This window comes from Citrobacter sedlakii NBRC 105722, from assembly GCF_000759835.1.
GTDB classification, from domain to species: Bacteria; Pseudomonadota; Gammaproteobacteria; order Enterobacterales; family Enterobacteriaceae; genus Citrobacter_A; species Citrobacter_A sedlakii.
In genome coordinates this window covers 592,989-617,479 of the sequence record NZ_BBNB01000002.1, presented here as the reverse complement: position 1 = coordinate 617,479, position 24,491 = coordinate 592,989, and the positions used below count along the sequence as shown (strand labels likewise).

At 56.4% G+C, this 24,491-nt stretch carries 17 protein-coding genes; 8 read left to right on the top strand and 9 right to left on the bottom strand.

What is annotated here, in order from left to right:
• Window positions 1-8 precede the first annotated feature (8 nt).
• The 6 genes from CSE01S_RS07240 to paoA all read right to left on the bottom strand — a co-directional run bounded on the left by CSE01S_RS07240 (window position 9) and on the right by paoA (window position 5,905).
• Window positions 9-407, bottom strand: a complete 399-nt coding sequence (locus CSE01S_RS07240) for a KPN_03583 family lipoprotein (protein WP_042286133.1) — start codon at window positions 405-407, stop codon at window positions 9-11.
• Between the two features lie 280 nt (window positions 408-687).
• Complete coding sequence (locus CSE01S_RS07235) at window positions 688-1,242, bottom strand: nucleotidyltransferase family protein (RefSeq protein WP_042286132.1); 555 nt, start codon at window positions 1,240-1,242, stop codon at window positions 688-690.
• A complete protein-coding gene (locus tag CSE01S_RS07230; protein WP_042286131.1) occupies window positions 1,242-2,174 on the bottom strand; it encodes an XdhC family protein in 933 nt (310 codons plus the stop codon). The genes CSE01S_RS07235 and CSE01S_RS07230 overlap by 1 nt, the downstream gene beginning before the upstream one ends.
• Window positions 2,175-2,183: 9 nt before the next feature.
• A complete protein-coding gene (gene paoC, locus CSE01S_RS07225) occupies window positions 2,184-4,382 on the bottom strand; it encodes an aldehyde oxidoreductase molybdenum-binding subunit PaoC (RefSeq protein WP_042286129.1) in 2,199 nt (732 codons plus the stop codon).
• A gap of 3 nt (window positions 4,383-4,385) precedes the next feature.
• Window positions 4,386-5,336 (bottom strand): FAD binding domain-containing protein, encoded by a 951-nt coding sequence (locus tag CSE01S_RS07220; protein WP_042286128.1) that lies wholly within the window; start codon window positions 5,334-5,336, stop codon window positions 4,386-4,388.
• Window positions 5,333-5,905, bottom strand: coding sequence for an aldehyde dehydrogenase iron-sulfur subunit PaoA (gene paoA / locus CSE01S_RS07215; protein ID WP_042286127.1), 573 nt, complete (start codon window positions 5,903-5,905; stop codon window positions 5,333-5,335). Before paoA ends, CSE01S_RS07220 begins: the two co-directional genes overlap by 4 nt.
• Before the next feature lie 370 nt (window positions 5,906-6,275).
• Here paoA and CSE01S_RS07210 point away from each other — a divergent pair, with 370 nt between their 5' ends.
• The 7 genes from CSE01S_RS07210 to CSE01S_RS07180 all read left to right on the top strand — a co-directional run bounded on the left by CSE01S_RS07210 (window position 6,276) and on the right by CSE01S_RS07180 (window position 17,731).
• A complete protein-coding gene (locus CSE01S_RS07210; RefSeq protein WP_042286126.1) occupies window positions 6,276-7,829 on the top strand; it encodes a peptide MFS transporter in 1,554 nt (517 codons plus the stop codon).
• A gap of 448 nt (window positions 7,830-8,277) precedes the next feature.
• A complete protein-coding gene (locus CSE01S_RS23505) occupies window positions 8,278-11,262 on the top strand; it encodes an autotransporter outer membrane beta-barrel domain-containing protein (RefSeq protein WP_316244866.1) in 2,985 nt (994 codons plus the stop codon).
• A 416-nt stretch (window positions 11,263-11,678) separates the two neighbouring features.
• The gene (locus tag CSE01S_RS23600) at window positions 11,679-14,654 is read left to right on the top strand and encodes an autotransporter outer membrane beta-barrel domain-containing protein (RefSeq protein ID WP_233422692.1); all 2,976 of its coding nucleotides are present in this window, start codon (window positions 11,679-11,681) and stop codon (window positions 14,652-14,654) included.
• Between the two features lie 313 nt (window positions 14,655-14,967).
• Complete coding sequence (ssaA, locus tag CSE01S_RS22715) at window positions 14,968-15,069, top strand: small effector SsaA (protein ID WP_042286124.1); 102 nt, start codon at window positions 14,968-14,970, stop codon at window positions 15,067-15,069.
• Window positions 15,070-15,189: 120 nt separating this feature from the next.
• Entirely contained in the window at window positions 15,190-16,590 is a 1,401-nt protein-coding gene (locus CSE01S_RS07190; RefSeq protein ID WP_042286123.1) for a cytochrome ubiquinol oxidase subunit I, read from the top strand.
• Entirely contained in the window at window positions 16,590-17,600 is a 1,011-nt protein-coding gene (gene cydB, locus CSE01S_RS07185; protein WP_042286122.1) for a cytochrome d ubiquinol oxidase subunit II, read from the top strand. Before CSE01S_RS07190 ends, cydB begins: the two co-directional genes overlap by 1 nt.
• Window positions 17,600-17,731 carry a DUF2474 domain-containing protein gene (locus tag CSE01S_RS07180; RefSeq protein WP_042286120.1) on the top strand — a complete coding sequence of 44 codons (132 nt, stop codon included), beginning with the start codon at window positions 17,600-17,602 and terminating at the stop codon, window positions 17,729-17,731. The genes cydB and CSE01S_RS07180 overlap by 1 nt, the downstream gene beginning before the upstream one ends.
• Window positions 17,732-17,741: 10 nt before the next feature.
• Here CSE01S_RS07180 and CSE01S_RS07175 read toward each other — a convergent pair whose 3' ends face one another.
• From CSE01S_RS07175 to prpR, 3 genes are all read right to left on the bottom strand, one after another.
• On the bottom strand, window positions 17,742-18,374 hold the full coding sequence (locus tag CSE01S_RS07175; RefSeq protein WP_042286119.1) for a LysE family transporter: 633 nt from the start codon (window positions 18,372-18,374) through the stop codon (window positions 17,742-17,744).
• Between the two features lie 130 nt (window positions 18,375-18,504).
• Window positions 18,505-21,105, bottom strand: coding sequence for an autotransporter outer membrane beta-barrel domain-containing protein (locus CSE01S_RS07170; protein ID WP_052406278.1), 2,601 nt, complete (start codon window positions 21,103-21,105; stop codon window positions 18,505-18,507).
• Window positions 21,106-21,732: 627 nt separating this feature from the next.
• Complete coding sequence (gene prpR / locus CSE01S_RS07165) at window positions 21,733-23,328, bottom strand: propionate catabolism operon regulatory protein PrpR (RefSeq protein WP_042286118.1); 1,596 nt, start codon at window positions 23,326-23,328, stop codon at window positions 21,733-21,735.
• Between the two features lie 248 nt (window positions 23,329-23,576).
• On the opposite strand from prpR, the gene prpB reads away from it, so the two are divergent.
• The gene (gene prpB, locus CSE01S_RS07160) at window positions 23,577-24,455 is read left to right on the top strand and encodes a methylisocitrate lyase (RefSeq protein ID WP_042286117.1); all 879 of its coding nucleotides are present in this window, start codon (window positions 23,577-23,579) and stop codon (window positions 24,453-24,455) included.
• Window positions 24,456-24,491: the final 36 nt, after the last annotated feature.

The following is a 24,491-nucleotide window of genomic DNA, read 5'->3' as shown; positions in this document are numbered from 1 at the left end:
GGTTTTTTTTATCCACGCATAAGCGGAGACAGGGCGTTTTCAATTTTGCGTAACCCCGTCTCATTTCTCTCCGTAAAGTAATGTTCATTCATCATCTGCAACTCTTCCAGTTTCGATAACGCTGCGTAAACGCGCTGCACGTCATTATCGTGTTCAAATATCTCTTTCGGCTTCACTTCCTGCAAATAACGCGTTTTTATCGACGCCGACAGCGTAGAGATATGCTGATGATTGTACTGGTACAACGAAGCAAGTTGCGATAAAGGTATTTTCGCCGCGCTATCGTTCGGTAGCACAAGCGGAATTTGCATCTGTCGGATTGGTTCAATCTTATCTGCTCCCGTCGCGCTGCAGGCGGTGAGCGTAAATAAAGTCATAAACAAAACATTTCGGGATAATCTTTTCATCTGTGTTAGCCTGGCAAGTAAGTCAACGCAATTATCCAGACTGGCTACGAATGCTATAGAGAAAGATTGTTTATTTTTAAATAACGAATTAAACATCCAGGCCGTAGTGCGCATTGCTATGCGACCGGGTTAATTCGTTGCGGCTTATTCCGGCATACCGTGTGGCAGGCAAGGAAAATAAAAGATAAGGTCATAGGGGTATTATAATCATCCAGCGTGAAGGTCAGGCCATGTAACAGCCGGACTATAACGGCCCGACGCAGGATGCGCGCGTTCCCTGTTACCGCCGTTCTGTATGACTATGCAGGCGGGCCGCCCGCAAATCGTCGGGGGTGTCGATATCAAACGTGATACCCGCATCGTCCAGCGCCAGATCGTAGACCTCGTTTTCCGTACGCGCAGTATGCACGATGGCCTTCGCGCCCGTGTCGCCAGACAGCGCCAGCAGCTGCGGTAGCCAACGACGTCCAAACCCGACCGGATGCCCATGCTGCTGACGATACCAGGGCACGACCACCGAATATTGCGCTAACCCCGCCGCGACAGCTTGCAGCGACGCAGGACGAATCAACGGTAAATCCGCAGGCAGGAGCAACCATCCACTCGCCTCAGCCGTCGCGTGAACCCCCTGCGTAATGGATACCCCCATGCCGCTTGTTCCGCCAGCGGGCCGGACAAGGTGCCAGCGCAACCCGGCATCGTCAACCGCCCGGAGCACATGCCCGAGCACTGAATCCGCGCCAATCCGCGCATCCAGCTTATGCCCGGAGGCGCCAGCCCTGGTAAAGCGTTCGCCTTTTCCGCCCGCCAGAACAATCACCACCGGCGACGACATCAGGATGCTTCGCTTTTCAGCCGCGTCGCCGCCACGTCCGCCAGCACTGACAGCGCCAGCGAGCGGGCATCGCGCGCTTTGGGAAAAATGCCCACAGGCGCGTTGATGCGGGCGATATCCTTCTGTCGCCAGCCGTGTGCGCAAAGTCGGGCAACCCGTTTCTGGTGCGTGCGGTAACTGCCCAGCGCGCCGATATAAAACGGCTTTGCCGCCAGCGCCGCCTGCAAAACGGGAAATTCGCGGTCAAGATCGTGCCAGAGCAAAAGTACCGCCGTATCGGCATCCGGTGGCGGGAAAAGCGTGGCGTCGGCGCAAAGCTGCACATCGTAGCCCGCCGCTTCGGCGAGCAGCGCGGTGGTCTGCGCCTCCACGGAGCGACCAAATATCATGACCCGCACGCAGGGGCGAAAGCCCAGCGCAAATTCGCCGTTGCGCCAGCGTGTTTTGCTGTAACCAGGCTGAACGGCTAACGTTTGTGAGGTCGGGCAGTAGCGCAACGTCACGGGCTGGCGGCGTTCAAGCTGATGCAAGACTTCGTGCAGCGGCTGTGCCGAACGCAGCGTATGAATGTTGAGGGTAATCCCCCCGCCGCAGGGAAGCACAATGTCGAACCACGGCGAGCCTTCACCGTAGCGCACAGTGCGATCCTGAGCGCAGCGGATCGCCTCCATCGCTTCAAAGGCGACCGCCCCTTCCACACACCCACCGGAAACAAAGCCGCAATACTGTCCGTCCTCGCGTACGGTCATCTGCGCCCCCAGCGGACGCGCCGCGCCGCCGCGGATGTCGACCAGCGTCACCAGCGCCGCCCCCATACCGTTCGCTAACGCCTCCAGCGCAAAGCGTAAAATATCCCGGCTATCATCGGTCAGAAAGGCAGCCTGGGGCGTCCTGCCCGGCGCGTCCGTCAGGCCGATAAGCGATTGCTGCATACACTCTCCTTACACCACATCCGGCAGCTCACTGAGCAACGAATCCAGTCTGACCGGATAATCCCGCACCCGTACGCCCGTGGCGTTATAGACCGCGTTAGCGATAGCCGCGCTGACGCCGCAAAGCCCCAGCTCGCCGACGCCTTTCGCTTTCATTGGCGAGGAGATCGGGTCGGTGTCATCCAGGAAAATCACCTCCTGCTCAGGGATATCAGCATGTACCGGCACTTCGTACGCCGCCAGATCGTGGTTAACGAAATAACCCTGCCGCGTGTCCACCGCCAGCTCTTCCATCAGCGCGGCGCCAATCCCCATGGTCATGGCGCCAATCACCTGGCTGCGGGCGGTCTTCGGATTCAGAATGCGGCCCGCGGCGCACACCGCCAGCATCCGGCGTACCCGGATCTCGCCGGTCGCGGCGTCAACGCCAACTTCCACAAAGTGGCCTGCAAAGGTGGACTGCTGGTATTTCTCCGCTAAATCGCCAAACTCGATCTTATCTTCCGCATTCAGCGCACCGTCTGCTGTCGCCTCGCGAAGCGAAACCCGGCGTCCGTCGCCGCAGATTTCTCCTGCTTCAAATACCGCCGTCTCGGGGTTGAAGCCCAGTTTTTTGGCGATGGATTCCCGTAACTTGACGCAGGCGGCGTATACGCCTGCGGTGGAGGTATTGGCGCCCCACTGTCCACCGGAACCGGCGGAAATGGGGAAGGCGGAGTCGCCCAGCCTGACGTCGACGCTTTCCAGCGGCAGGCCGAGCATCTCCGCCGCCGTCTGGGCGATGATGGTGTAGCTGCCGGTGCCGATGTCAGTCATGTCTGTTTCAACGGTCAGCGTACCGCTGGCGTCCAGCGCCACCCGCGCGCCGGAAGGGGCGACAAGGTTATCGCGGAAACCCGCCGCCATGCCCATGCCGATCAGCCAGTTGCCTTCGCGGACTTCTCCCGGCGTGGCGTGACGTTGTTGCCAGCCGAAGCGCTCAGCGCCGGTGCGCAAACAGGCGATCAACTGACGGCGCGAGAAAGGGCGATCCGGGTTGGCCGGATCCACCTGCGTGTCGTTAAGAATGCGAAATTCAACCGGATCCACGCCGGCCTTGATCGCCATCTCGTCGATCGCGATCTCCAGCGCCATCAACCCCGGCGTTTCTCCGGGCGCGCGCATGGCGTTGCCTTCCGGCAGATCGAGCCTGGCGAGGCGCAAACCGGTATGACGATGCGCGCCTGCATAGAGAAACCGGGTCTGATTAACGGCCGTTTCCGGTGTGCCGTCGGGCAGGGTGCCGGACCAGCTGTCATGGGCGATAGCGCTGATTTTACCGTCGCGATCGGTGCCGATGCGAATATGCTGGATGGTTGCCGGACGGTGGGTGGTGTTGTTCGGGATCAGCGGGCGGGGCAGCATGACTTTGACCGGGCGCTTCACCGCTCGCGCCCCCAGCGCCGCCAGCAGGGCATCGCTGCGCAGGAACAGCTTGCCGCCAAAGCCGCCGCCAATATAAGGCGAGATCACGCGGATATTTTCCTGCGGGATGTTCAGCGTTTCGGCCAGATCGGTATGCGCCCAGTTAATCATTTGGTTTGACGTCCAGAGGGTCAGTTTGTCGCCTTCCCAGACGGCCATCGAGGCGTGAGGCTCCATCGCCATATGGCTCTGGTCAGGCGTGGTATAGATCGCGTCCAGCTTCATCGCCGCCGTTGCCCATGCGGTGGCGAAATCGCCGACGTCCTGATCGGGCTGATCCTCCGGCGGGGTGGTGACCGACGGTTTCTCTTTTGCCAGATCGTATGCGCCCGGCTCGCGCTGGTACTCAACCTGGACCAGAGAGGCCGCCGCGCGCGCCTGCTCGAAGGTCTCCGCCACGATCAGCGCTACCGCCTGCTGGTAATGCTCAATGTCCGGTCCGCCCAGTAGGGAGGCGGCGTTACGCTCGCCCTTGCCGAGTGGACCGGCGTTTTCTGCGGTCACCACCGCGAATACCCCCGGCGCGTTCAGCGCGGGCTGGGTATTCATCGAAATAATACGGCCTTTCGCGATCGCGGCGTCAACGATATAGCCGTACGCCACATCCGGTGCGATATCATGCCATTCATAGGCGTAAGGGGCGGTACCGGTGGTTTTTTTGGGGCCATCAATACGATCGTGCGGTTGACCCACTACGCGCATCCGATCGACAGGATTGGTTCCTGCTGGTTTTTCAAATTTCATCGCTTATGCCCCCGCTTCTGTCAGCACTGAGGCGAGCGTCCGCTTCGCCAGGATTAGCTTGAATGCGTTTTCCACCGTGGGATGCGCGTCGGCAAACAGCGCGTCATACACCGCCTGCGCGCCGTGCGGCAGTTGTGCGTCGGCTTCCGCCTTTCGCCAGGGCTTGTGCGCGACGCCGCCGAGCGCCACGCGTCCGGTGCCGTCTGGCTGCACAATGGCGGCAACCGAGACCAGCGCGAACGCATATGAGGCCCGATCGCGCACCTTACGATAAATATGCGTCCCACCCACGGGAGGGGGAAGGGTAACGGCAACGATAAACTCGCCTGGCTGTAAGACATTTTCGAGATGCGGCGTGTCGCCCGGGGCGCGATAAAAATCAGCGACGGGAATACGGCGCTCGTTGCCGTCCGGGTTCACCGTCTCGACAACCGCGTCAAGCAGGCGCATCGCCACGGCCATATCGCTGGGGTGGGTGGCGATGCAGGCGTCGCTGACGCCAACCACGGCATGCTGACGGCTGAATCCGCCAAGCGCGGCGCATCCACTGCCCGGCGAGCGTTTATTGCAGGGCTGGTGGGTATCATAAAAATAGGGGCATCGCGTGCGCTGCAGCAGGTTTCCCGCCGTCGTGGCCTGATTACGCAACTGACCCGACGCGCCAGCCAGCAGGGCGCGGGAAAGCACCGCGTAATCACGGCGAATACGCTCGTCAGCCGCCAGGTCGGTATTGCGCACCAGCGCGCCAATCCGCAGGCCGCCGTCGGCGCTGGCCTCAATCTGATCCAGATCCAGACCGTTCACATCGATCAGGTGGGTGGGCGTTTCAATTTCCAGCTTCATCAGATCGAGCAGATTCGTGCCGCCCGCAATGAATTTCGCATTGCCATGACGGCGGGCGCTGGAGGCCGCGTCTGCGGGCGTTGCCGCTTTCTCGTAGGTAAAGGCTTTCATGGCTTCAGTTCCCCGGCGGCATCTTCTATGGCGGCAAGGATATTGCTGTATGCCCCGCAGCGGCAGATATTGCCGCTCATCCGTTCACGAATTTCGTTCGCGGTCATTTCCGGCGGCGAGACCAGATCCAGCGTAACGTGGCTGGGGATCCCCTCTTCGATCTCCTGCAACATCGCGACGGAAGAGCAAATCTGACCCGGCGTACAGTAGCCGCACTGGTAGCCGTCATGTCGCACAAAAGCGGCCTGCACAGGATGCAGCGCGTCGGGCGTGCCCAACCCTTCAATGGTGGTGATTGCGGCGTCCTGGTGCATCACCGCCAGAGTCAGACAGGCATTGATGCGACGACCGTTCAGCAGCACGGTACAGGCGCCGCACTGCCCATGATCGCAGCCTTTTTTGCTGCCGGTCAGATGCAGATGCTCACGCAGCGCATCCAGCAGGGTGGTGCGGGTATCCACGTGCAACTGCTGCGGCTTGCCGTTGACATTCAGGGTGATGGGGACGATTTCAGGTGGCGGCGTTACGGGCAGATGATTCTCACCCTGGTTATTGCCTAGGTTGCTCATGCCAGGCCTCCGGTCGGTAAAAAAGGAAAATGAAAAACGTGTTTGAATCGCTAAGGACGTTTTTTAAACATTAAGCATAGTCGGCACTGGCGCTGGGATTAGTCTTAAAACAGAGAGGGGAGCCACGCAGCGAGGAGCGATAAAGGGAAGTCAATCACATTTCCGTTTTTGCCAACAGAAAATCTATAAAACTAGACGATTGTCGAGTTTTTGCCTTAAAGTCCCCCCTTCGGCACTAGACAAAACTGCCGCATGGTTATCAAATGGTTAAATAATATTTCGCTGAATGTAATGATCGGCCTGACTATTCTCAGGACCGGCGGCAATTCAGTGTCTACAAGCAAAACGACACACCCTTTCGGGAGAAATTATGCATTCCTCTGTTAATAAAAACGAAAGCCGAACGTTCTTCGGCCATCCTTATCCGTTGGGCGCCTTGTTCTTCACTGAAATGTGGGAACGTTTTTCCTTTTACGGCATTCGTCCATTATTAATTCTGTTTATGGCGGCGACGGTTTACGAAGGCGGCATGGGACTGGCGCGCGAAAATGCCTCCGCTATCGTTGGGATTTTTGCCGGGACGATGTATCTGGCCGCGTTACCGGGCGGCTGGCTGGCGGACAACTGGCTCGGCCAGCAGCGGGCGGTATGGTATGGCTCGATTCTGATCGCGCTGGGTCATCTGTCTATCGCGCTCTCCGCCTGGATGGGCGATAACCTGTTCTTTATCGGCCTGATGTTTATCGTGTTGGGCTCTGGCCTGTTCAAGACCTGTATCTCAGTGATGGTCGGAACCCTGTACAAAAAAGGTGATGCGCGGCGTGACGGTGGTTTTTCGCTGTTCTACATGGGCATCAACATGGGGTCGTTTATCGCCCCGCTGATCTCCGGCTGGCTGATTAAAACCCACGGTTGGCACTGGGGCTTTGGCATCGGCGGGATCGGGATGCTGGTGGCGCTGATCATCTTCCGCGTGTTTGCCGTTCCGGCCATGAAACGCTATGACAGGGAAGTTGGCCTGGACTCCACCTGGAACAGTCCGGTGGCGAAGAAAAACGGCGTGGGCGCGTGGCTGATCGCACTGGCGGTGGGCGTCGCCATTATTGTGACGCTGATCGCGCAAGGGGTGATCGTTATCAATCCGGTGGCGGTCGCCAGCATGCTGGTGTACGTCATTGCCGCCTCCGTGGCGCTGTACTTTATTTATCTGTTTGTCTTTGCCGGACTGACCCGCAAAGAACGTGCGAGACTGCTGGTCTGCTTTATTTTGCTGGTTTCCGCCGCTTTCTTCTGGTCGGCGTTTGAGCAAAAACCAACCTCGTTTAACCTGTTTGCTAACGACTACACCAACCGTATGGTGGGCGATTTTGAGATCCCGGCTGTCTGGTTCCAGTCGATCAACGCCCTGTTTATCATCCTGCTGGCGCCGGTATTCAGCTGGGCGTGGCCTGCGCTGGCGCGTAAAAATGTGCGTCCGGGCAGTATCACCAAGTTTGTGATTGGTATTCTCTGCGCGGCAGCGGGCTTTGGCCTGATGATGATGGCGGCGCAAAACGTGCTGAACAACGGTGGGGCGGGCGTGTCGCCGTTCTGGCTGGTGGGCAGCATTCTGATGCTGACTCTGGGCGAGCTGTGCCTGAGTCCGATCGGTCTGGCGACCATGACGCTGCTGGCGCCGGAAAGAATGCGCGGACAGATGATGGGGCTGTGGTTCTGCGCCAGCGCGCTGGGTAACCTGGCGGCGGGACTGATCGGCGGCCATGTAAAAGCCGACCAACTGGATATGTTGCCGGACCTCTTCGCCCGTTGTTCCATCGCCTTGTTGATTTGCGCCGCCGTATTAATAGTGTTGATTGTACCGGTACGCCGGATGCTGGAAAATGCTCAGCAGAAGACGGAGCAAAAACCGATAACGCATGCCTGAATAACAATAAAACCTTTATTTTCAAACCGGTGCTAAAGGCGCCGGTTTATTTTTGCCATAAATAAAAAAGCATCTTCCGCAGTTTATCGCCATATAACGAAAAGTCTTAAAGGGAGGAGGGGCAGAAGCGTTATTTCTTCTTTGAGATTTAAGAAATGATCTTTTCTTACTTTTCTGGTTTTTAATTCTTAATTTAAGATTATTTAAAGAATTTAGCTCTGCTTATATTTTTGATTTCAGATTTACTGTCTGAGGTGGAGTTAAGGTTATTTCATTTGAGATCCCCTCATTCAGCCGCGAAAATAGCCCTATCGAAACGGTTGCTGCTGGCAACCATCTTTTAAGTCACTATCCCTCACGTATTTATGTCGTACAGGCAAATGGGAATGTTTGCCTGGAAAATATGGCTCGTCAGGTAACGGAGTACTTTTTAATTATGAAACCTGTGATGTCTTTTTATTTATTTAAACCCAGTAAAATCGCCTTATTATTAAGTTCGATTTTGTCTGCCGCTTCGCTTCCGGTTTACGCTGAAGGCGAACGCATCGTTATTGATAGCCGCACGCCTGTAGCTGATCGCACGTTAACTATTGCCGATGGCGCCGCCATGGAATATATCGGCGTATCGGCAAGTGACGCCAGCGTTACGGTTAACGGTAAAATTGATATGGTCAGTCCAGAAGGCAACACCGGCGCCAGCGTGTATGTCAGCGGTGGTATGCTGGATTTCGGTAAAGGCTCCACTATTGGCTATAAGACGCTCTCCAGCTCCGTCGCTGATGCGGTTCGGGTCTATGGCGGCACTTTTAAAGCCGAAGATCTCTCTATCACCCAGACCGGCGTTCCGACGATTGGCATTTCTGCCGACAACAGCGGGAATGTGGTTCTTACGGGCGACACCCGTATTGATATGACGATTACCGACCCGGTGACGGTATCGTCAAGCATTATGGCCTCCGCCATCACGTCATATCGGGATTCAACCCTCGCGCTGGATAACCTGACCGTCAACTATGCTGACAGCAAAACTCCCGGCGAAGTGGGCACCACGACCGTTGAAGCCCTGGAGTTCCGCGGCCTGAGTACGAAGGTGACCGGTGATATTAACGTCGATTTGCAGTCCACTTCCGCGTCCTATCTGGAGGGGATGAACGTGGGTAGCAACGGCGATTTTGAAGGCGACACCAATATCCGTATTAACACGGACAGCGCGAGAAGTGGGGTGAAGGGGCTGGTGCTTGAAGATCACTATGTGACCACGGCCAGACCCGGCAGAGAAAATAAGATCAACTTTAACAACGTGAATATCGACGTTACTAATAACGAAGACGTCTATACGTTTGCTTTAAACACCGGGCTCTCTTTCCTCGGCGAAGTCTCTGATTTGACGATGAATAATCTCAATGTCAAGGTAGCGGCGCCCGGAGACACCAGCGTGATTGGCGCACTGTTTCACGGTAGTGAAGAGTCCAGCGTCAGAATAAACGACGTGGATATTTCGCTCACCGGCGGTGAAAGCACCAATATGTACGGCCTCCAGGGCGTGGACGCGAAGGACATTGTGCTCAACACGCTGAACGTACAGACGCAGGGCGGCGACCGGGTTGAACTGTTACGCAGCACCAACGCGCGCATTCTCGGCGACGTTACGCTGGGCAGCCAGCAGGGGCTGGCGAGCGCGAAAGGCGATCTGCTCGCCATTTACGGTTCTGTCGATATCAGCAACAACAATAAGTTTATGGCGTGGGGCGACATTCACTCCGAACGCGGACATGTCGTTAACATTAAAACCGGCGACAACTCGTATCTCTACGGCAGCACGAAAAAAGTCTCTGACGGGGTGATCGATCTGGCGTTTAACGGCAGCAGCAGCCGCTGGGATATGACCGACTCTTCCAGCGTCACTAACCTGACGCTGAATGACGCGACGCTGAACTTTGCCCCGGCTATGGCGAGTAGCCGTAATCTAACGCGCGAAACGGTGCCGTTTAAAACCCTGACGGTAGACGGCGATTACGCGGGCAATAACGGCACTATCATCATGCGCACGCAGTTGGGCGACGACAGTTCTCAGACTGACCGGATGCTCGTTAACGGCAACACTTCCGGCGCCACCAATGTGACGGTGGTGAACGCAGGCGGCGCAGGTGGGCTGACCACCGACGGTATCGAGCTTATCAGCGTGGCCGGAAATTCTGACGGCGAGTTCAAACAAAGCGGACGTATCGTGGCGGGGGCGTATGACTACACTCTGGCGCGCGGAGAAGGCCAGAATGAGAAAAACTGGTATCTGACCAGCGGCCTGACGCCGGACCCGCAGCCGGAACCCGAACCGGATCCGGTTGATCCCGTAGACCCGGTGGATCCCATAGACCCTGTAGACCCTCTGGACCCTGTCGATCCGGTGGCGCCACCAGCACAACCGGAACCGCAGAGGCCAGCACCGGCCCCGCGCGAAAACGCGGTGCGTCCGGAGGCGGGTCTGTACGGCATGAACCTGCAGGCGGCGAACACGATGTTTAACACCCGTCTGCACGACCGCCTGGGCGAAACCCACTACGTCGACGCGCTGACCGGCGAGAAAGCGGTGACCAGCCTGTGGCTGCGCAACGTCGGTGGCCACACCCGGCAGAAAGACAGCAGCGGCCAGCTGGAGATGCAGGCCAACCGCTATGTGATGCAGCTTGGCGGCGACATCGCTCAGTGGTCTTCCGACAACACTGACCGTTTCCACCTTGGTCTGATGGCGGGCTATGCCAACCAGAAAGCGCGGGCGGAAAACCAGCGTAACGGCAACCGCGCCGACAGCCGCATCAGCGGTTACAGCGTCGGTCTGTACGGCACCTGGCTGCAGGACAACGAAACCCACGAAGGCGCGTATGTCGATACCTGGGCGCAGTACAGCTGGTTTGACAACACCGTTTCCGGTCGCGGCGTCGAATCCGAAGAGTACGACTCAAAAGGCTTCACCGCGTCGGTGGAATCCGGCTACACCTGGAAGCTGGCGGACATCAGCGAGCGTAACGCGCTGTACATCCAGCCGAAAGCGCAGGTCACCTGGATGGGCGTGAAGGCGGACGAACACCGCGAAGCCAACGGCACCCGCGTGGAAGGCCACGGTGACGGCAACGTGCAGACCCGCATTGGCGTGCGTCTGTTCGGCAAGGGCCACAACAAGCTGGATGACGGCAAAGACCGCACCTTCCAGCCGTTTGTGGAAGCGAACTGGATCCACAACAGCAAGGAGTTCGGCGTGTCGATGAACGGTGACAACGTGGATCTGGACGGCACCCGCAATATCGGCGAGCTGAAGGCCGGTGTGGAAGGCCAACTGACGAAGAACGTCTCCCTGTGGGGCAACGTCGGCCAGCAGGTCGGTGACAAAGGCTACAGCGACACCTCTGCGATGATTGGCATTAAAGCGTCGTTCTGATAAGTCACCTCGGATAAGGCGCGTTGCGCCTTATCCGACATTTACCGGTGATACTTACACTGCGGAAATACCCACTCTTAAAAAATGGGTATTGCTTAACGGGATGATCTTAAGATTTTCCTGCCCTGACCTTAAAAGAATAAAACACTGCTAATAAATAAAATGCTTATATATTAAACAGGTATTGTTTTTATATTTAGATAATAAATTTAATTTTATAGCTAAGGTCATTTCATTTGTCCTGTTGCTGTGCAGGTGGAAAATGGCGGACAGAAGCCACCGTGAGCACCAGCAAAGACCACTCCCGGAATAACCGGCGTTTTTTCACTTTTGTTTAACCCAGGAATTGCACATCGGCCATGGCGTTATTGCACGCAATACGTCTTAGCGCCGCGATGTCTGTTACGGATACCGATATGAAACAATTTAAATTAACCACAACAGCGCTCCTTGTCAGCAGCATGTTGATGACAAACTATGCCCATGCTGAGCTTTATGACAGAGATGGCGTGATTACCGGAAGCGGGGAGCTTGCTGACGGTGGAACATATAACATCATCAGCACTTCGGGTGAACATAACACTATCTCCGTGGCCAATAACGGCAGCGTGACTGTTAACAACCCTGGCGGTACGAGGACTGTGGATGGCCGTGGGGAGTTTGAAACGGGTGATTTCATGCTGGCCAGCGGGACGATCCTGCTGGTTAACAGCGGCACTATCAACTTAGGTTCCGGCTCTACCGTGAATCATATTATTGGTGATTATATTCCCGGAACCGTACCCGGCAGACCGGATCTGCCGCTTGACGCTGATTATGATTTTATGTCTGCGGTCACGATTATGACTGAAGAAAACATCAGCGCCCCCCTGAATGCGCAACAGGCGCAGATCGTTGCTGATGATTTAACGGTTAACATGAGCCATAAGCGTGATGATAAAGGGATCGCCGGGATTTATGGCGCGAAAAACAATGGTTCCATTCTCTTAAGCGGTAATACCACCGTGAATACCACGGTGACCGGGGCAAACAGCAATGCTTTCGGCGTGTATGCAAAATATGGCACCCGCATTGAAGCTGAGAACGTTATCCTCAACAGTAAGGGGACGGGGTATGCTGGCGGGATCATTTCCGAAGCGATGGAAGAGAGTGCCCGTTCGCTTATTCGCTATCAGAATGCGACCGTGACCTCGGTAGCCGATCAGTTTGCTGACGGGATTAGCGCGAACGGCGGCAAAGTTGAAGCGCTTGGCGATACAGTCCTTGACGTCACCGTCAACGCCGTCGGCGGCGTGGCGTCCGGTATCTGGCTGTCAGACGGTTTTCCGGGCGTCGATGTGGATGCCGCTGTCACTACCGTCGGCACCACCACGATGCGACTTAACGCAGGCGCGGATCAGACGGTGCTTGATGGCGTCGACTCAATGGGCTCGACGGTCTATACCGGCAACGATCTGAGTATCACTTTTGATGCGAAAGGGCATCAGCAGACAACGGGCACCGGGCTGTATGCCTCGATGGATCAGGCGTTAGCCGCAGGGAAAATCGCCGTTAACGGCAGTCTGGATATTGACGTTGTCGACGCCACCCGCAGCGGGAGCTGGAATTATCTCCATGCGGATAAGGGCGGCGAAATCACCCTGAATGGCGAGGTGCGGATGGGGGTGAATTACAACGACCCGGATGCTGTCGCGATCCTGGCTGAAAATGCCGACTCCCGCGTGACCATCAATCCGCAGAAAGTCCATATTGTCGGGACGCTGGAGGCAAAAGATGCTGCGACGATTGATATCACCGCGATTAACCAGTCCCGTTTTGATGGCGGCGCAGCAACCACTGACGATGCGGTGAGCAACCTGTCGCTGGCGGAGCAATCGGTCTGGAATATGACCAAAGACTCGCAGCTGACCAACCTGTCGCTGAACGATTCGACGCTGACCTTTATGCCGGCCAGCGCGACGACCCGTTCGCTGACCCGCGACGCGGCGACGTTTAAAACCCTCACGGTGAACGGCGACTATACCGGCGTCAACGGTAATCTCGTGATGAATACCCAACTGGGCGATGATACCTCTGCAACCGATAAGCTGGTTGTGCAGGGCAACACCTCCGGTAACACGAACGTGACGGTGCTGAACGCGGGTGGCGCAGGCGGCCTGACCACTGACGGTATTGAGCTTATCAGCGTGGCGGGAAATTCTGACGGTGTGTTTACTCAGAACGGGCGTATCGTGGCGGGGGCGTATGACTACACCCTGCAACGTGGGGAAGGGCAGAATGAGAAAAACTGGTATCTGACCAGCGCGCTGACGCCGGAACCACAGCCGGAACCGGTTGATCCGACTGAGCCAGTGGACCCGGTAGATCCGCTGACTCCGCAAGCGCCGACGCAACCTGAACCGCAGAGACCGCGCGAGCACGCGGTGCGTCCGGAAGCAGGTCTGTACGGCATGAACCTGCAGGCGGCGAACACGATGTTTAACACCCGTCTGCACGACCGTCTGGGCGAAACCCATTACGTCGACGCCCTGACCGGTGAGAAAGCGGTGACCAGCCTGTGGCTGCGCAACGTCGGTGGCCACACCCGCCAGCAGGACAGCAGCGGCCAGCTGGAGATGCAGGCCAACCGCTATGTGATGCAGCTTGGCGGCGACATCGCCCAGTGGTCTTCCGACAACACTGACCGTTTCCACCTTGGTCTGATGGCGGGCTATGCCAACCAGAAGGCACGGGCGGAAAACCAGCGTAACGGCAACCGCGCCGACAGTCGCATCAGCGGTTACAGCGTCGGTCTGTACGGCACCTGGTTACAGGACAACGAAACCCACGAAGGCGCGTATGTTGACACCTGGGCGCAGTACAGCTGGTTTGACAACACCGTTTCCGGTCGTGGCGTCGAATCCGAAGAGTACGACTCAAAAGGCTTCACCGCGTCGGTGGAATCCGGCTACACCTGGAAACTGGCGGACATCAGCGAGCGTAACGCGCTGTACATCCAGCCGAAAGCGCAGGTCACCTGGATGGGCGTGAAGGCGGACGAACACCGCGAAGCCAACGGCACCCGCGTGGAAGGTCACGGCGACGGCAACGTGCAGACCCGCATTGGTGTGCGTCTGTTCGGCAAGGGCCACAACAAACTGGATGACGGCAAAGACCGCACCTTCCAGCCGTTTGTTGAAGCGAACTGGATCCACAACAGCAAGGACTTTGGCGTGTCGATGAACGGTGACAATGTGGATCTGGACGGCACCCGCAATATCGGCGAGCTGAAGGCCGGTGTAGAAGGCCAGCTGACGAAGAACGTCTCCCTGTGGGGCAACGTCGGCCAGCAGATTGGCGATAAAGGCTACAGCGACACCTCGGCGATGATTGGCATTAAAGCGTCGTTTTAACGGAACGGCCCGGTGGCGCTGCGCGACCGGGCCTGTAAACAATCATGTAAGCCGGATGAGGCGCAGTTCACCGCCGCCATCCGGCTTTTATCCGAAAATCTCAAATTCCCACTGACACTATTTCCTTTCCCTCGCTTCGCTATTTTCTTGCCTTGAATATCGGGGCTTAGCGTCTATTCTTAATGGTCAGACAGGCTTGTTAACAGGCAATAAATGATGGTGCGAGGAAAATATCCTGAGCGTTGCCGAAGTCTATTTAAACGGTAACGATTGGTGATATTTGCATCGCGCGAAAATAACCGAAGGAGGCACTATGCTTTATCACCTTAACCGTTTCGCTGTCGAAAAAGATGATCCTTCCGAAGCCCCGGAATCCGGCGATAAGCCAGACAGCACCCCAAAGAAAAAATCCTGACCGGGTGAATCTCTCCCCCCTGTTTTAACGTGGGGGAGTATTTTTACGCTTCGCTTAACGTTTAATTATTGGATGTCGTTGTCTCTATGCGCAGGTATCGTCATATAAACGGGAGAAAATATGGATATTGATGCGTTTTTGCTGGCAAGAATCCAGTTTGCCTTTACCGTTTCGTTTCATATTATTTTCCCGGCTATCACTATTGGCTTAGCCAGCTATCTGGCTGTACTGGAAGGACTTTGGTTAAAAACAAATAATCCGGTCTGGCGTTCGTTATATCAGTTCTGGGTTAAAGTCTTTGCAGTGAATTTCGGCATGGGGGTGGTTTCCGGTCTGGTGATGGCTTACCAGTTCGGTACCAACTGGAGTGGTTTTTCGCAGTTTGCCGGCAGTATAACCGGCCCATTGCTGACCTACGAAGTGCTGACGGCTTTCTTCCTGGAAGCCGGTTTTCTGGGGGTGATGCTCTTCGGCTGGAACAAAGTCGGGCCGGGCCTGCACTTTTTCTCCACCTGCATGGTGGCGCTGGGCACGTTGATGTCCACCTTCTGGATCCTCGCGTCCAACAGCTGGATGCACACGCCGCAGGGTTTCGAGGTCATTAACGGTCAGGTGGTGCCGGTGGACTGGTTCGCCGTTATCTTTAACCCGTCATTCCCTTACCGCCTGCTGCACATGTCGGTGGCGGCGTTTCTGAGTAGCGCAATGTTTGTCGGCGCTTCGGCGGCCTGGCATCTGCTGAAGGGCAACGATACACCCGCAATCCGCAAAATGTTTTCCATGGCGCTGTGGATGGCGATGCTGGTGGCACCGGTGCAGGCGCTGATTGGCGATATGCATGGTCTGAATACCCTTGAGCATCAGCCGGTGAAAATCGCCGCCATTGAAGGACACTGGGAAAACACGCCGGGCGAACCCACGCCGCTGACGCTGGTGGGCTGGCCGGATATGGACGCGGAAGAAACCCGCTATGCGCTGGAGATCCCCGCGTTAGGCAGCCTGATTCTGACCCACAGTCTCGACAAGCAGGTACCCGCCCTGAAGGATTATCCAAAAGATGAGCGCCCCAACTCAACCATCGTGTTCTGGTCGTTTCGTCTGATGGTGGGGATGGGGGTGCTGATGATTCTGCTGGGACTCGCCAGCCTGTGGCTGCGCTACAAAAACCGGTTATATCACTCCCGCCCTTTTATGCATTTCGCGCTGTGGATGGGGCCATCAGGGCTGATCGCGATCCTCGCGGGCTGGGTGACTACCGAAGTTGGGCGACAGCCGTGGGTGGTTTACGGCCTGTTGCGTACCCGTGACGCGGTATCGGCGCACAGCACGCTACAGATGAGCATCAGCCTGTTGGCGTTCTTTGTGGTTTACTCGCTGGTGTTTGGCGTCGGCTATCTCTATATGATCCGCCTGATCCAAAAGGGACCGCAACCGCTGGAGGAACCGACCTCTGAAACCGATGGCCGCCCGGCACGTCCCATCTCCGCGGTGGGTGAACCGCTCGATCAGGAGAAACGCTGATGACGCTCGATCTGTCTGTAATCTGGTTTGCCATCATCGTCTTCGCCACCCTGATGTATATCGTCATGGACGGCTTCGACCTCGGGATTGGCATTCTGTTTCCGTTTATTCGCGATAAGCATGACCGCGACGTGATGGTAAACTCGGTCGCGCCGGTCTGGGACGGTAACGAAACCTGGCTGGTGATGGGCGGCGCGGGACTGTTCGGCGCGTTCCCGCTGGCCTACGCGGTGATTGCCGATGCGCTCACTATTCCGCTGCTGCTGATGCTGCTCGGGCTGATTTTCCGTGGCGTGGCCTTTGAGTTCCGCTTCAAGGCCACGGAATCACATCGCGCCTTCTGGGATAAGTCGTTTATTGTCGGATCGATACTGGCGACCTTCTGCCAGGGGATCGTGGTCGGCGCGGTGGTCAGCGGTTTTCAGGTCAGTGGACGCGCCTTCAGCGGCTCGCAACTGGACTGGTTGACGCCGTTTAACCTGTTCTGCGGCCTCGGCCTGGTCATCACCTATGCATTACTGGGCGCGACCTGGCTTATCATGAAAAGCGAAGATCCGCTGCAAAGCCGGATGCGGCAGTTGGCCCGTCCGCTGTTGATCGTCCTGTTGCTGGTGATGGTGGTGGTCAGCCTGTGGACGCCGCTGACGCAGAGCGCGATTGCCGAACGCTGGTTCTCGCTGCCGAATCTGTACTATTTCCTGCCGGTTCCGCTGCTGGTCATCGTCTTCAGCCTGTGGCTGTGGCGCAGTCTGTATCGACCGGACTTTCATGCCCGCGCGTTTCTGCTGACCCTGGGGCTGATTTTCCTCGGTTTCAGCGGGCTCGGGATCAGCATCTGGCCGTATATTATTCCACCGGGGATCACCCTGCATGAAGCTGCCGCGCCGCCGCAAAGCCAGGGCTTTATGCTGGTAGGTGCGCTGATCATCATCCCGGTGATCCTGGCGTACACCTTCTGGAGCTACTACGTGTTCCGCGGAAAAATCCGCCACGGAGAGGGATATCACTGATGGCGAAAATCAAAAAATGGTCCCACCGCGTGGTATGGCTGATCGCCATCTGGTGCGCCAGCGTTCTGCTGCTGACGGCGGTCGGCGCGCTGTTCAGAGTGCTGATGACCTCTGCGGGCTTTCGTTCCTGAGCACAAAAGATTAGCGATGGGTTATGCCTTCGTAAATCAAGCGCAGGGCAAACAAACCGATAATTGCGCCAATAATTTTGCTGGCGACGCGCTGGATCCGCCCATACGCGCGACGGACCGCGGGTAACGAAAAGGCCTGGCTGAGGAAGACGCGCCAGATAATGGAAGAAAGCACGATGCCCGCCCAGGCCATCATCCGCGCCCATGTCGGCGTATCCGCGCTGAGCGTGACGGAGAAAATACTGATAAAAAACAACACCGTCTGCGGATTTGATAAATCGGTCAGCAAACCGCGACGGAAAAAGACCGTCCACGGCGCCGCCACCGGCTGCGCGAGCGGGCTCATTTGCGGTGTGACCTGGCGGCGCAGGCTGTTCCATGCAAACCACAGCAGATAGGCGCCGCCGCCAATTTTTATCAGCGAAAACAGCGCCTCGCATTGCGTGATTAATGTTGCCATGCCAAACAGTCCCAGCCCCGAATAAAGCGCATCGCCAGCGGCGACGCCAAGTCCGGTAAGCACTCCGGCGCGCCGTCCGGAAGCGAGGCTGGTCTGCACCACGACAAAGAGATTCGCGCCGGGATTAAAAAAGGTCAGGACAAACAGGCTGACGGTAAGAAATACGGCATGTAAAGGGTCCATACACCACGCTTCTGTCAAATGAACGATCTGATGTCATCCTATTTTTCACCGACGGATGGCGATGCGAGGGGGATCACAAAGAGAGAAGGGAAGAGAAAAACCACCCGCGTTGCCGCGGGTGGCGCGTCTGTCAGAATGTGTATTTCAACCCCAACATGCCTTGCGTATCGCTGTAACCCTTGTCGCCTACCTGCTGAGCGACGTTACCCCACAGTTGCAGGCGAGCGTTGAGTTGCCCTTCCACACCCACTTTCAGCTCGCCGATATTGCGCGTGCCTTTCACTTCACTGCGAATATCGTCCATCTTCACGCCATAGTTCTGGCTGTTGTAGATCCAGTTCGCTTCCACAAACGGCTGGAAGGTGCGCGTTTTACCGTCATCGATGGCATTATGGCCCTGCATAAAAGCTTTAATGCCCAGGCGCGTTTGCAGGTTGCCATCCGTTTCATCGACCACCCGGGTCCCGTTTTTCTCGGTGTGATTGTCCGCCTGCACATCCATCCAGGTAAGCTGGGCTTTTGGCTGCAACCAGTAACGGGTACGCCCATCGCGACTGGCGCCGAGGCTGAAGGTATAGCCTGTTTCCAGCGAAGCGGTGATCCCATCGGAATCATATTTCTCTGACGCCAGTCCCTGTCCGGATACGGTATTTTCAAACCAGTTATAGAGCACCCATGCGTCCAGATAGGCGCCAGTTTTGTCGGCGTCATTGGCGTACCATGTGCCATAAACGCCAGCGCTATATCCGCTGATCTCGCCGCGTGACGAGTAGCCCGTGAGACTGGCGTGACTGCGGCTCTTACTGTTCGCGTAACCGCCCATCAGGCCCAGGTGCCAGCGATCCTGGCCGTCACTGCTCCATTGGGCAATGTCGCCGCCAAGCTGGATCACGTAGCGGTTACTTTGGGTGCTGATCTGGCCGGAGCTGTCTTTAAAGCGCTGATGACCGCCAACGTGTCGCATCCACAGGCTGGTCACTTTCTTTTCACCGGTTAACAGGTCGGTGTATTGCGTCTCGCCCAAACGATCGTGCAGGCGAGTGTTAAACAGCGTATTGGCGGCAAGTGCGTTCGCCAGATAGCTACCCGTTTCCGGGCGATACTGATGCGTGCCTTCCGGCGCAGGTGGCACCGGAACATCGGGTTCTTCCGGCTGTTCAGGTTCTTCGGGGTCCACCGGTGGGACGGGGGGTTGTGGCGCCACGGAGGCCAGGCTGGTCAAATACCAGTTCTGGTTATCCCGTTTCGTCAGATCATAATCATACGCGCCCGCGACAATACGGCCTTCTTTCACAAAGCTGCCGGCCGACGTGCCTTCAACATTGACGACCTGGATGCCTTCAATTGTTTCCGCGCCGCTGCCGCCTGCGTTAACGATGCTCACGCGCGTCGTGCCTGAGGTATCGCCTTTTACCACCAGTTTGTCGGTCGCGGAAAGATCATCACCCAATGCGGTACGGAGGGACAGTAGCCCGTTGTTGCTGGCGTAATCGCCATTAATGGTCAACGTGGTGGGCGTAAACGTACCGTCAGACGGTGTGTCAGCCGACAGCGTCGCGTTTCCGTCAAGCACCAGCGAGTTGACCGTTTGAGAGTAACCATTCAGATCGAGACTGGCGCCGCTGTCGACAAGGTAGTCCGAGTTCGCGCTCAGCGTGTTAACCGCTCCGGCACGCAGTGTCCCACTGGCGACGTGGGTATTGCCCCGGTAATTGCTCGCACCGGTCAGGGTGGACGTTCCCGAACCGAGATGATTCACCTCGCCGGTGCCGGTAATGTTGGCGCCAAGCACGAAATCATCGCTGTTATGGTTAAGGTTGAGCACCGCCGTGCTGACGCCGTCGGTATTCCCAAGATGAATTCGTGGAACGTTAATTGAGCCTGCCGCCTGTTCGGTTTCTCCCTGCGCGCCGCCAATGTTCAGGATACCGGTGCTGCCTTCGCCCACCGCCAACCAGATAAGCGTGCCGGAGTTGATCGTCGCGCCATTGCTGACGGTCAGACTGCCGGTGGCGTCATTAGGCGTAGTGGTAAACCCGCCAAGATAGATGCCCTGGGCGACATTCAGCTGTGAATTTGCGCCGTCGACCCGCGTTTCGCCAGCGCCTTCGCGGTTTGAGTTCAGGGTATTGCCCACATAGCCAATGTTCATGTGTTCACTGAGGGTAAGCGAGCCGCCGTTGGTGATAGTCAGTTTGCCTTTTCCCTGATCGCCCACCACCGCCCAGTTGGACGATACAGACGAACCGGCTCCGTCGATGTTCACTTCTCCAGAGGCCTGTGCGGCGTATTCGCCGATCCGCAGTTCGTTAATCCCGCTGACGCGACTGCCGCTGTTAACCACAAGCGTACCGGAACCGTCGTGGGTTCCCAGCACCAGATTTAGCCCTTTCAGTGTCCAGGTAGCGCCGCTCTGGAGTGTGACGCTGCCCGTTGCATTGTTGCCAATCATCCCGGCGTCGGTGGTAATCGCCCGATTGTCAATGATCAGCGAGCCGTCGCTATTTTCACCCACCCGCAGGGAGCCAAAGCGATCCCAGCCCGGGTCTGTATTTTCAGATGCCGAGAGTAAGACATTATTATCGTTATTAATCGTAATAATGGCATTATCGTCGGAAGGGGAGGGAAAGGTCAGCGCATTGATAGTATTTGCCGCTGCGGTTGAGGCCAGCGCCGCTGAAATTGCGAGAGATAACAAAGAAGAACGAAAATATAACGCGTGTTTTTTCATGATCACTCGTCCGTAAGTTTTAAAATAAAAGAAGTGATAAGCAAAAATGCCTGTCTGTAATAACGGGCATTAATAGATTGCTTATATGTTTGCGTTCCTGCCTTTTAACTATTCGCTGTCAGTCAAAAAGTTTCAATCGTTTATTTATTACTCTCGCTTAACATTGATAGATTTAAACAATTAATTGCGTCATACAGACAGTACCGGGAACCGCAATCTCACCGTCTTTCGTTATGATGCTTAATGTTTCCCTTCATGCCGGGGATGTGTTTACTATGCTGGAAAACAAGGTAAAACAAAGGGATGGTACAGGGTTGCGGTAAGTGAAATTACTCAAAGGTAGTTGGATAATATTAAAATATTCATCATTTGACCCTTGTGTAATCACGTAGTGACATCATTAATTTTACGCTTTGTAAGCGCGCTTTTTAAATATTGCTTGATAAATGTCAATTTTTAATCAGTGACATATTTGAGAAATTTGTTTGTGCTTTTAGGATTATTATCAATTAAATGTTTTTTGCTTGCCGAATAATCTGATGACGGATGTAAGAATATATTTTGGCATCCGTTGGTTATCAATAAAGACGTCAGTTCCGATAAAAGTGAACATTCTGAAACGGGGGATTACTGTTTTAACCGCCGCCAGAATGTCGTGCGGCTTATACCAAGAAACTGAGCCGCGGCGGATTTATCGCCATTGAAGCGGTCGAGCGCTTCTCTGGCCGTCAGTCGTGTGGATGGAGACACGGCTTCGTCACGTTCTGACAGTTCCGGCAGCAGGCGCTGTAATAAATCCGCATCCAGCGTCGGCATGGGGTCGACGCTTAAAAACAGCGCCAGACGCTCCATCATATTGCGCAGCTCGCGGATATTCCCCGGCCACGGGTAGGTCACCAGAACGGCTGCGCTTTGCGCCAGACCGCTGCGGACGGTATCGGTAAACGGGACGTTCAGGGCTGCCAGCGACTGTTTTAAAAACCCCTCAGCCAACGCAGCGATATCGCCAGGGCGATCGCGCAGCGCAGGCAGAGCGAGGCGCAGAATGCTCAGGCGGTAAAAGAGATCTCGGCGGAACTGACCGTGTTTCATTGCCTCTTCCAGATTGCAGTGGGTGGCGCTGATCACCCGCACATCGATGGGGAGAGGATGATGACCGCCCACCCGGGTCACCTCTTTTTCTTCCAGTACGCGCAGCAGACGGGTTTGCAGGGGCAATGGCATCTCGCCTATCTCGTCCAGAAACAGCGTTCCGCCGTGGGCGATTTCGAACAGTCCGGCGCGCCCCCCGCGTCGGGAGCCGGTAAAAGCGCCCTCCTCGTAGCCGAACAGTTCTGCTTCCAGCAACGATTCCGTAATCGCACCGCAGTTCACAGCGACAAACGGACGGGAGGCGATGTCGCTGCGAGACCCCGCGTGTACGCCGCTTTCGCGATGAATGGCCTGTGCGGCCAGCTCTTTGCCGGTGCCGGTTTCACCCTGAATCAGCACCGCGGCGCGGGAGCGGGCGTAGAGCATGATGGTCTGACGCACCTGTTCCATTTGTCCGGACGCGCCACGGATATCCTCCAGGGCATAGCGGGTACGCAGCGCCCGATCGGACGCGTAAGAGGCTGTTACGCGGGCGGTCATTCGCGTCAGATCCAGCGCATCGCTGAATCCCTGGCGCACTGTGGCCGCAGAATAGATAAAAATCGCCGTCATACCGGCTTCCTCGGCGAGATCGGTAATGAGCCCCGCGCCGACCACCGCCTCAATGCCGTTAGCCTTGAGTTCGTTTATCTGCCCGCGCGCGTCCTCTTCGGTGACGTAGCTGCGCTGTTCCAGCTGCAGACCAAATGTTTTCTGAAAGGCGATAAGCGCCGGCAGCGTCTCCTGATACGTCACCACACCGATCGAGGCGGTCAGTTTTCCCGCTTTCGCCAGCGCGTGCAGTACGTCAAAACCGCTCGGTTTAATCAGGATCACTGGAACAGAGAGACGGCTTTTCAGGTACGCGCCGTTAGAGCCTGCGGCGATGATGGCGTCGCAGCGTTCGGTCGCCAGCTTTTTGCGAATGTAGGTTACCGCTTTTTCAAAGCCAAGCTGAATAGGGGTGATGGTCGCCAGATGATCGAACTCGAGGCTGATGTCGCGAAACAGGTCGAACAGCCGTGTCACCGAGACGGTCCAGATGACCGGTTTGTCGTCATTGATCCGTGGAGGGAGAGGCGAAGCTGTCATAGCAAACCTAAACGTGAAGAGACCGAATAATGGGTTTAGTCGTGTTTCAATTATGTTGCAATGAAACAACGCGGAACATTTTATGAAACGTTAGCTGACACGCTTTTTTTCGCTATCTGCCAGCGGGGTTTATCTATCGTATTGTCATATCAGTGTTTTTTATTTTTCTTAATCGGGTGCGGCACCTGGCATAGCCTTTGCTTTGTGGAGAGTAACGATGTTCACAACTTGATAACAAAGGATAAAATATGTCACGACACTCGCCGGGTCAGGCATTTCGCGCGGCCCTTACGCAAGAAAACCCGCTTCAGATAGTCGGCGCCATTAACGCTAACCACGCTCTGCTGGCACAGCGCGCAGGCTACCAGGCGATTTACCTTTCCGGCGGCGGCGTGGCGGCAGGATCGCTGGGGTTGCCGGATCTCGGGATCTCAACGCTTGACGACGTGCTGACCGACATTCGTCGCATCACCGACGTCTGCCCGCTGCCGCTGCTGGTGGATGCCGACATCGGTTTTGGCGCGTCGGCTTTTAACGTGGCCCGCACCGTAAGGTCAATGATCAAAGCCGGCGCGGCGGCGTTACACATTGAAGATCAGATCGGCGCTAAGCGCTGTGGTCACCGACCGAACAAAGCGATCGTCTCGAAAGAGGAGATGGTGGATCGCATTCGCGCGGCGGTGGATGCCCGAACCGATCCCGACTTTGTGATCATGGCGCGCACCGACGCCCTGGCGGTAGAGGGCCTGGACGCGGCGATAGATCGCGCGCAGGCCTACGTTGACGCGGGGGCCGACATGCTGTTTCCGGAGGCGATCACCGAGCTTGCCATGTACCGACAGTTTGCCGACGCGGTCAATGTGCCGATCCTCGCCAACATCACCGAATTCGGCGCGACGCCGTTGTTTACCACCGATGAACTGCGCAGCGCCCACGTGGCGATGGCGCTGTACCCGCTGTCGGCGTTTCGCGCGATGAACCGCGCGGCGGAACAGGTCTATAACGTGCTGCGTCAGGAAGGAACGCAAAAAAGCGTCATCGACATGATGCAAACCCGCAACGAGCTGTACGAGAGCATCAATTACTACCAGTACGAGGAGGCGCTGGACGCGCTGAACCGGAAGTAACGCTTCGCCCAGACCTCACTATCCTGCACATTACAA

What these genes read in the sequence shown, in the direction of transcription:
- CSE01S_RS07240 (WP_042286133.1), bottom strand. Translation starts at nt 407, where the DNA reads ATGAAAAGATTATCCCGAAATGTTTTGTTTATGACTTTATTTACGCTC.
- CSE01S_RS07235 (WP_042286132.1), bottom strand. Translation starts at nt 1,242, where the DNA reads ATGTCGTCGCCGGTGGTGATTGTTCTGGCGGGCGGAAAAGGCGAACGC.
- CSE01S_RS07230 (WP_042286131.1), bottom strand. Translation starts at nt 2,174, where the DNA reads ATGCAGCAATCGCTTATCGGCCTGACGGACGCGCCGGGCAGGACGCCC.
- paoC (WP_042286129.1), bottom strand. Translation starts at nt 4,382, where the DNA reads ATGAAATTTGAAAAACCAGCAGGAACCAATCCTGTCGATCGGATGCGC.
- CSE01S_RS07220 (WP_042286128.1), bottom strand. Translation starts at nt 5,336, where the DNA reads ATGAAAGCCTTTACCTACGAGAAAGCGGCAACGCCCGCAGACGCGGCC.
- paoA (WP_042286127.1), bottom strand. Translation starts at nt 5,905, where the DNA reads ATGAGCAACCTAGGCAATAACCAGGGTGAGAATCATCTGCCCGTAACG.
- CSE01S_RS07210 (WP_042286126.1), top strand. Translation starts at nt 6,276, where the DNA reads ATGCATTCCTCTGTTAATAAAAACGAAAGCCGAACGTTCTTCGGCCAT.
- CSE01S_RS23505 (WP_316244866.1), top strand. Translation starts at nt 8,278, where the DNA reads ATGTCTTTTTATTTATTTAAACCCAGTAAAATCGCCTTATTATTAAGT.
- CSE01S_RS23600 (WP_233422692.1), top strand. Translation starts at nt 11,679, where the DNA reads ATGAAACAATTTAAATTAACCACAACAGCGCTCCTTGTCAGCAGCATG.
- ssaA (WP_042286124.1), top strand. Translation starts at nt 14,968, where the DNA reads ATGCTTTATCACCTTAACCGTTTCGCTGTCGAAAAAGATGATCCTTCC.
- CSE01S_RS07190 (WP_042286123.1), top strand. Translation starts at nt 15,190, where the DNA reads ATGGATATTGATGCGTTTTTGCTGGCAAGAATCCAGTTTGCCTTTACC.
- cydB (WP_042286122.1), top strand. Translation starts at nt 16,590, where the DNA reads ATGACGCTCGATCTGTCTGTAATCTGGTTTGCCATCATCGTCTTCGCC.
- CSE01S_RS07180 (WP_042286120.1), top strand. Translation starts at nt 17,600, where the DNA reads ATGGCGAAAATCAAAAAATGGTCCCACCGCGTGGTATGGCTGATCGCC.
- CSE01S_RS07175 (WP_042286119.1), bottom strand. Translation starts at nt 18,374, where the DNA reads ATGGACCCTTTACATGCCGTATTTCTTACCGTCAGCCTGTTTGTCCTG.
- CSE01S_RS07170 (WP_052406278.1), bottom strand. Translation starts at nt 21,105, where the DNA reads ATGAAAAAACACGCGTTATATTTTCGTTCTTCTTTGTTATCTCTCGCA.
- prpR (WP_042286118.1), bottom strand. Translation starts at nt 23,328, where the DNA reads ATGACAGCTTCGCCTCTCCCTCCACGGATCAATGACGACAAACCGGTC.
- prpB (WP_042286117.1), top strand. Translation starts at nt 23,577, where the DNA reads ATGTCACGACACTCGCCGGGTCAGGCATTTCGCGCGGCCCTTACGCAA.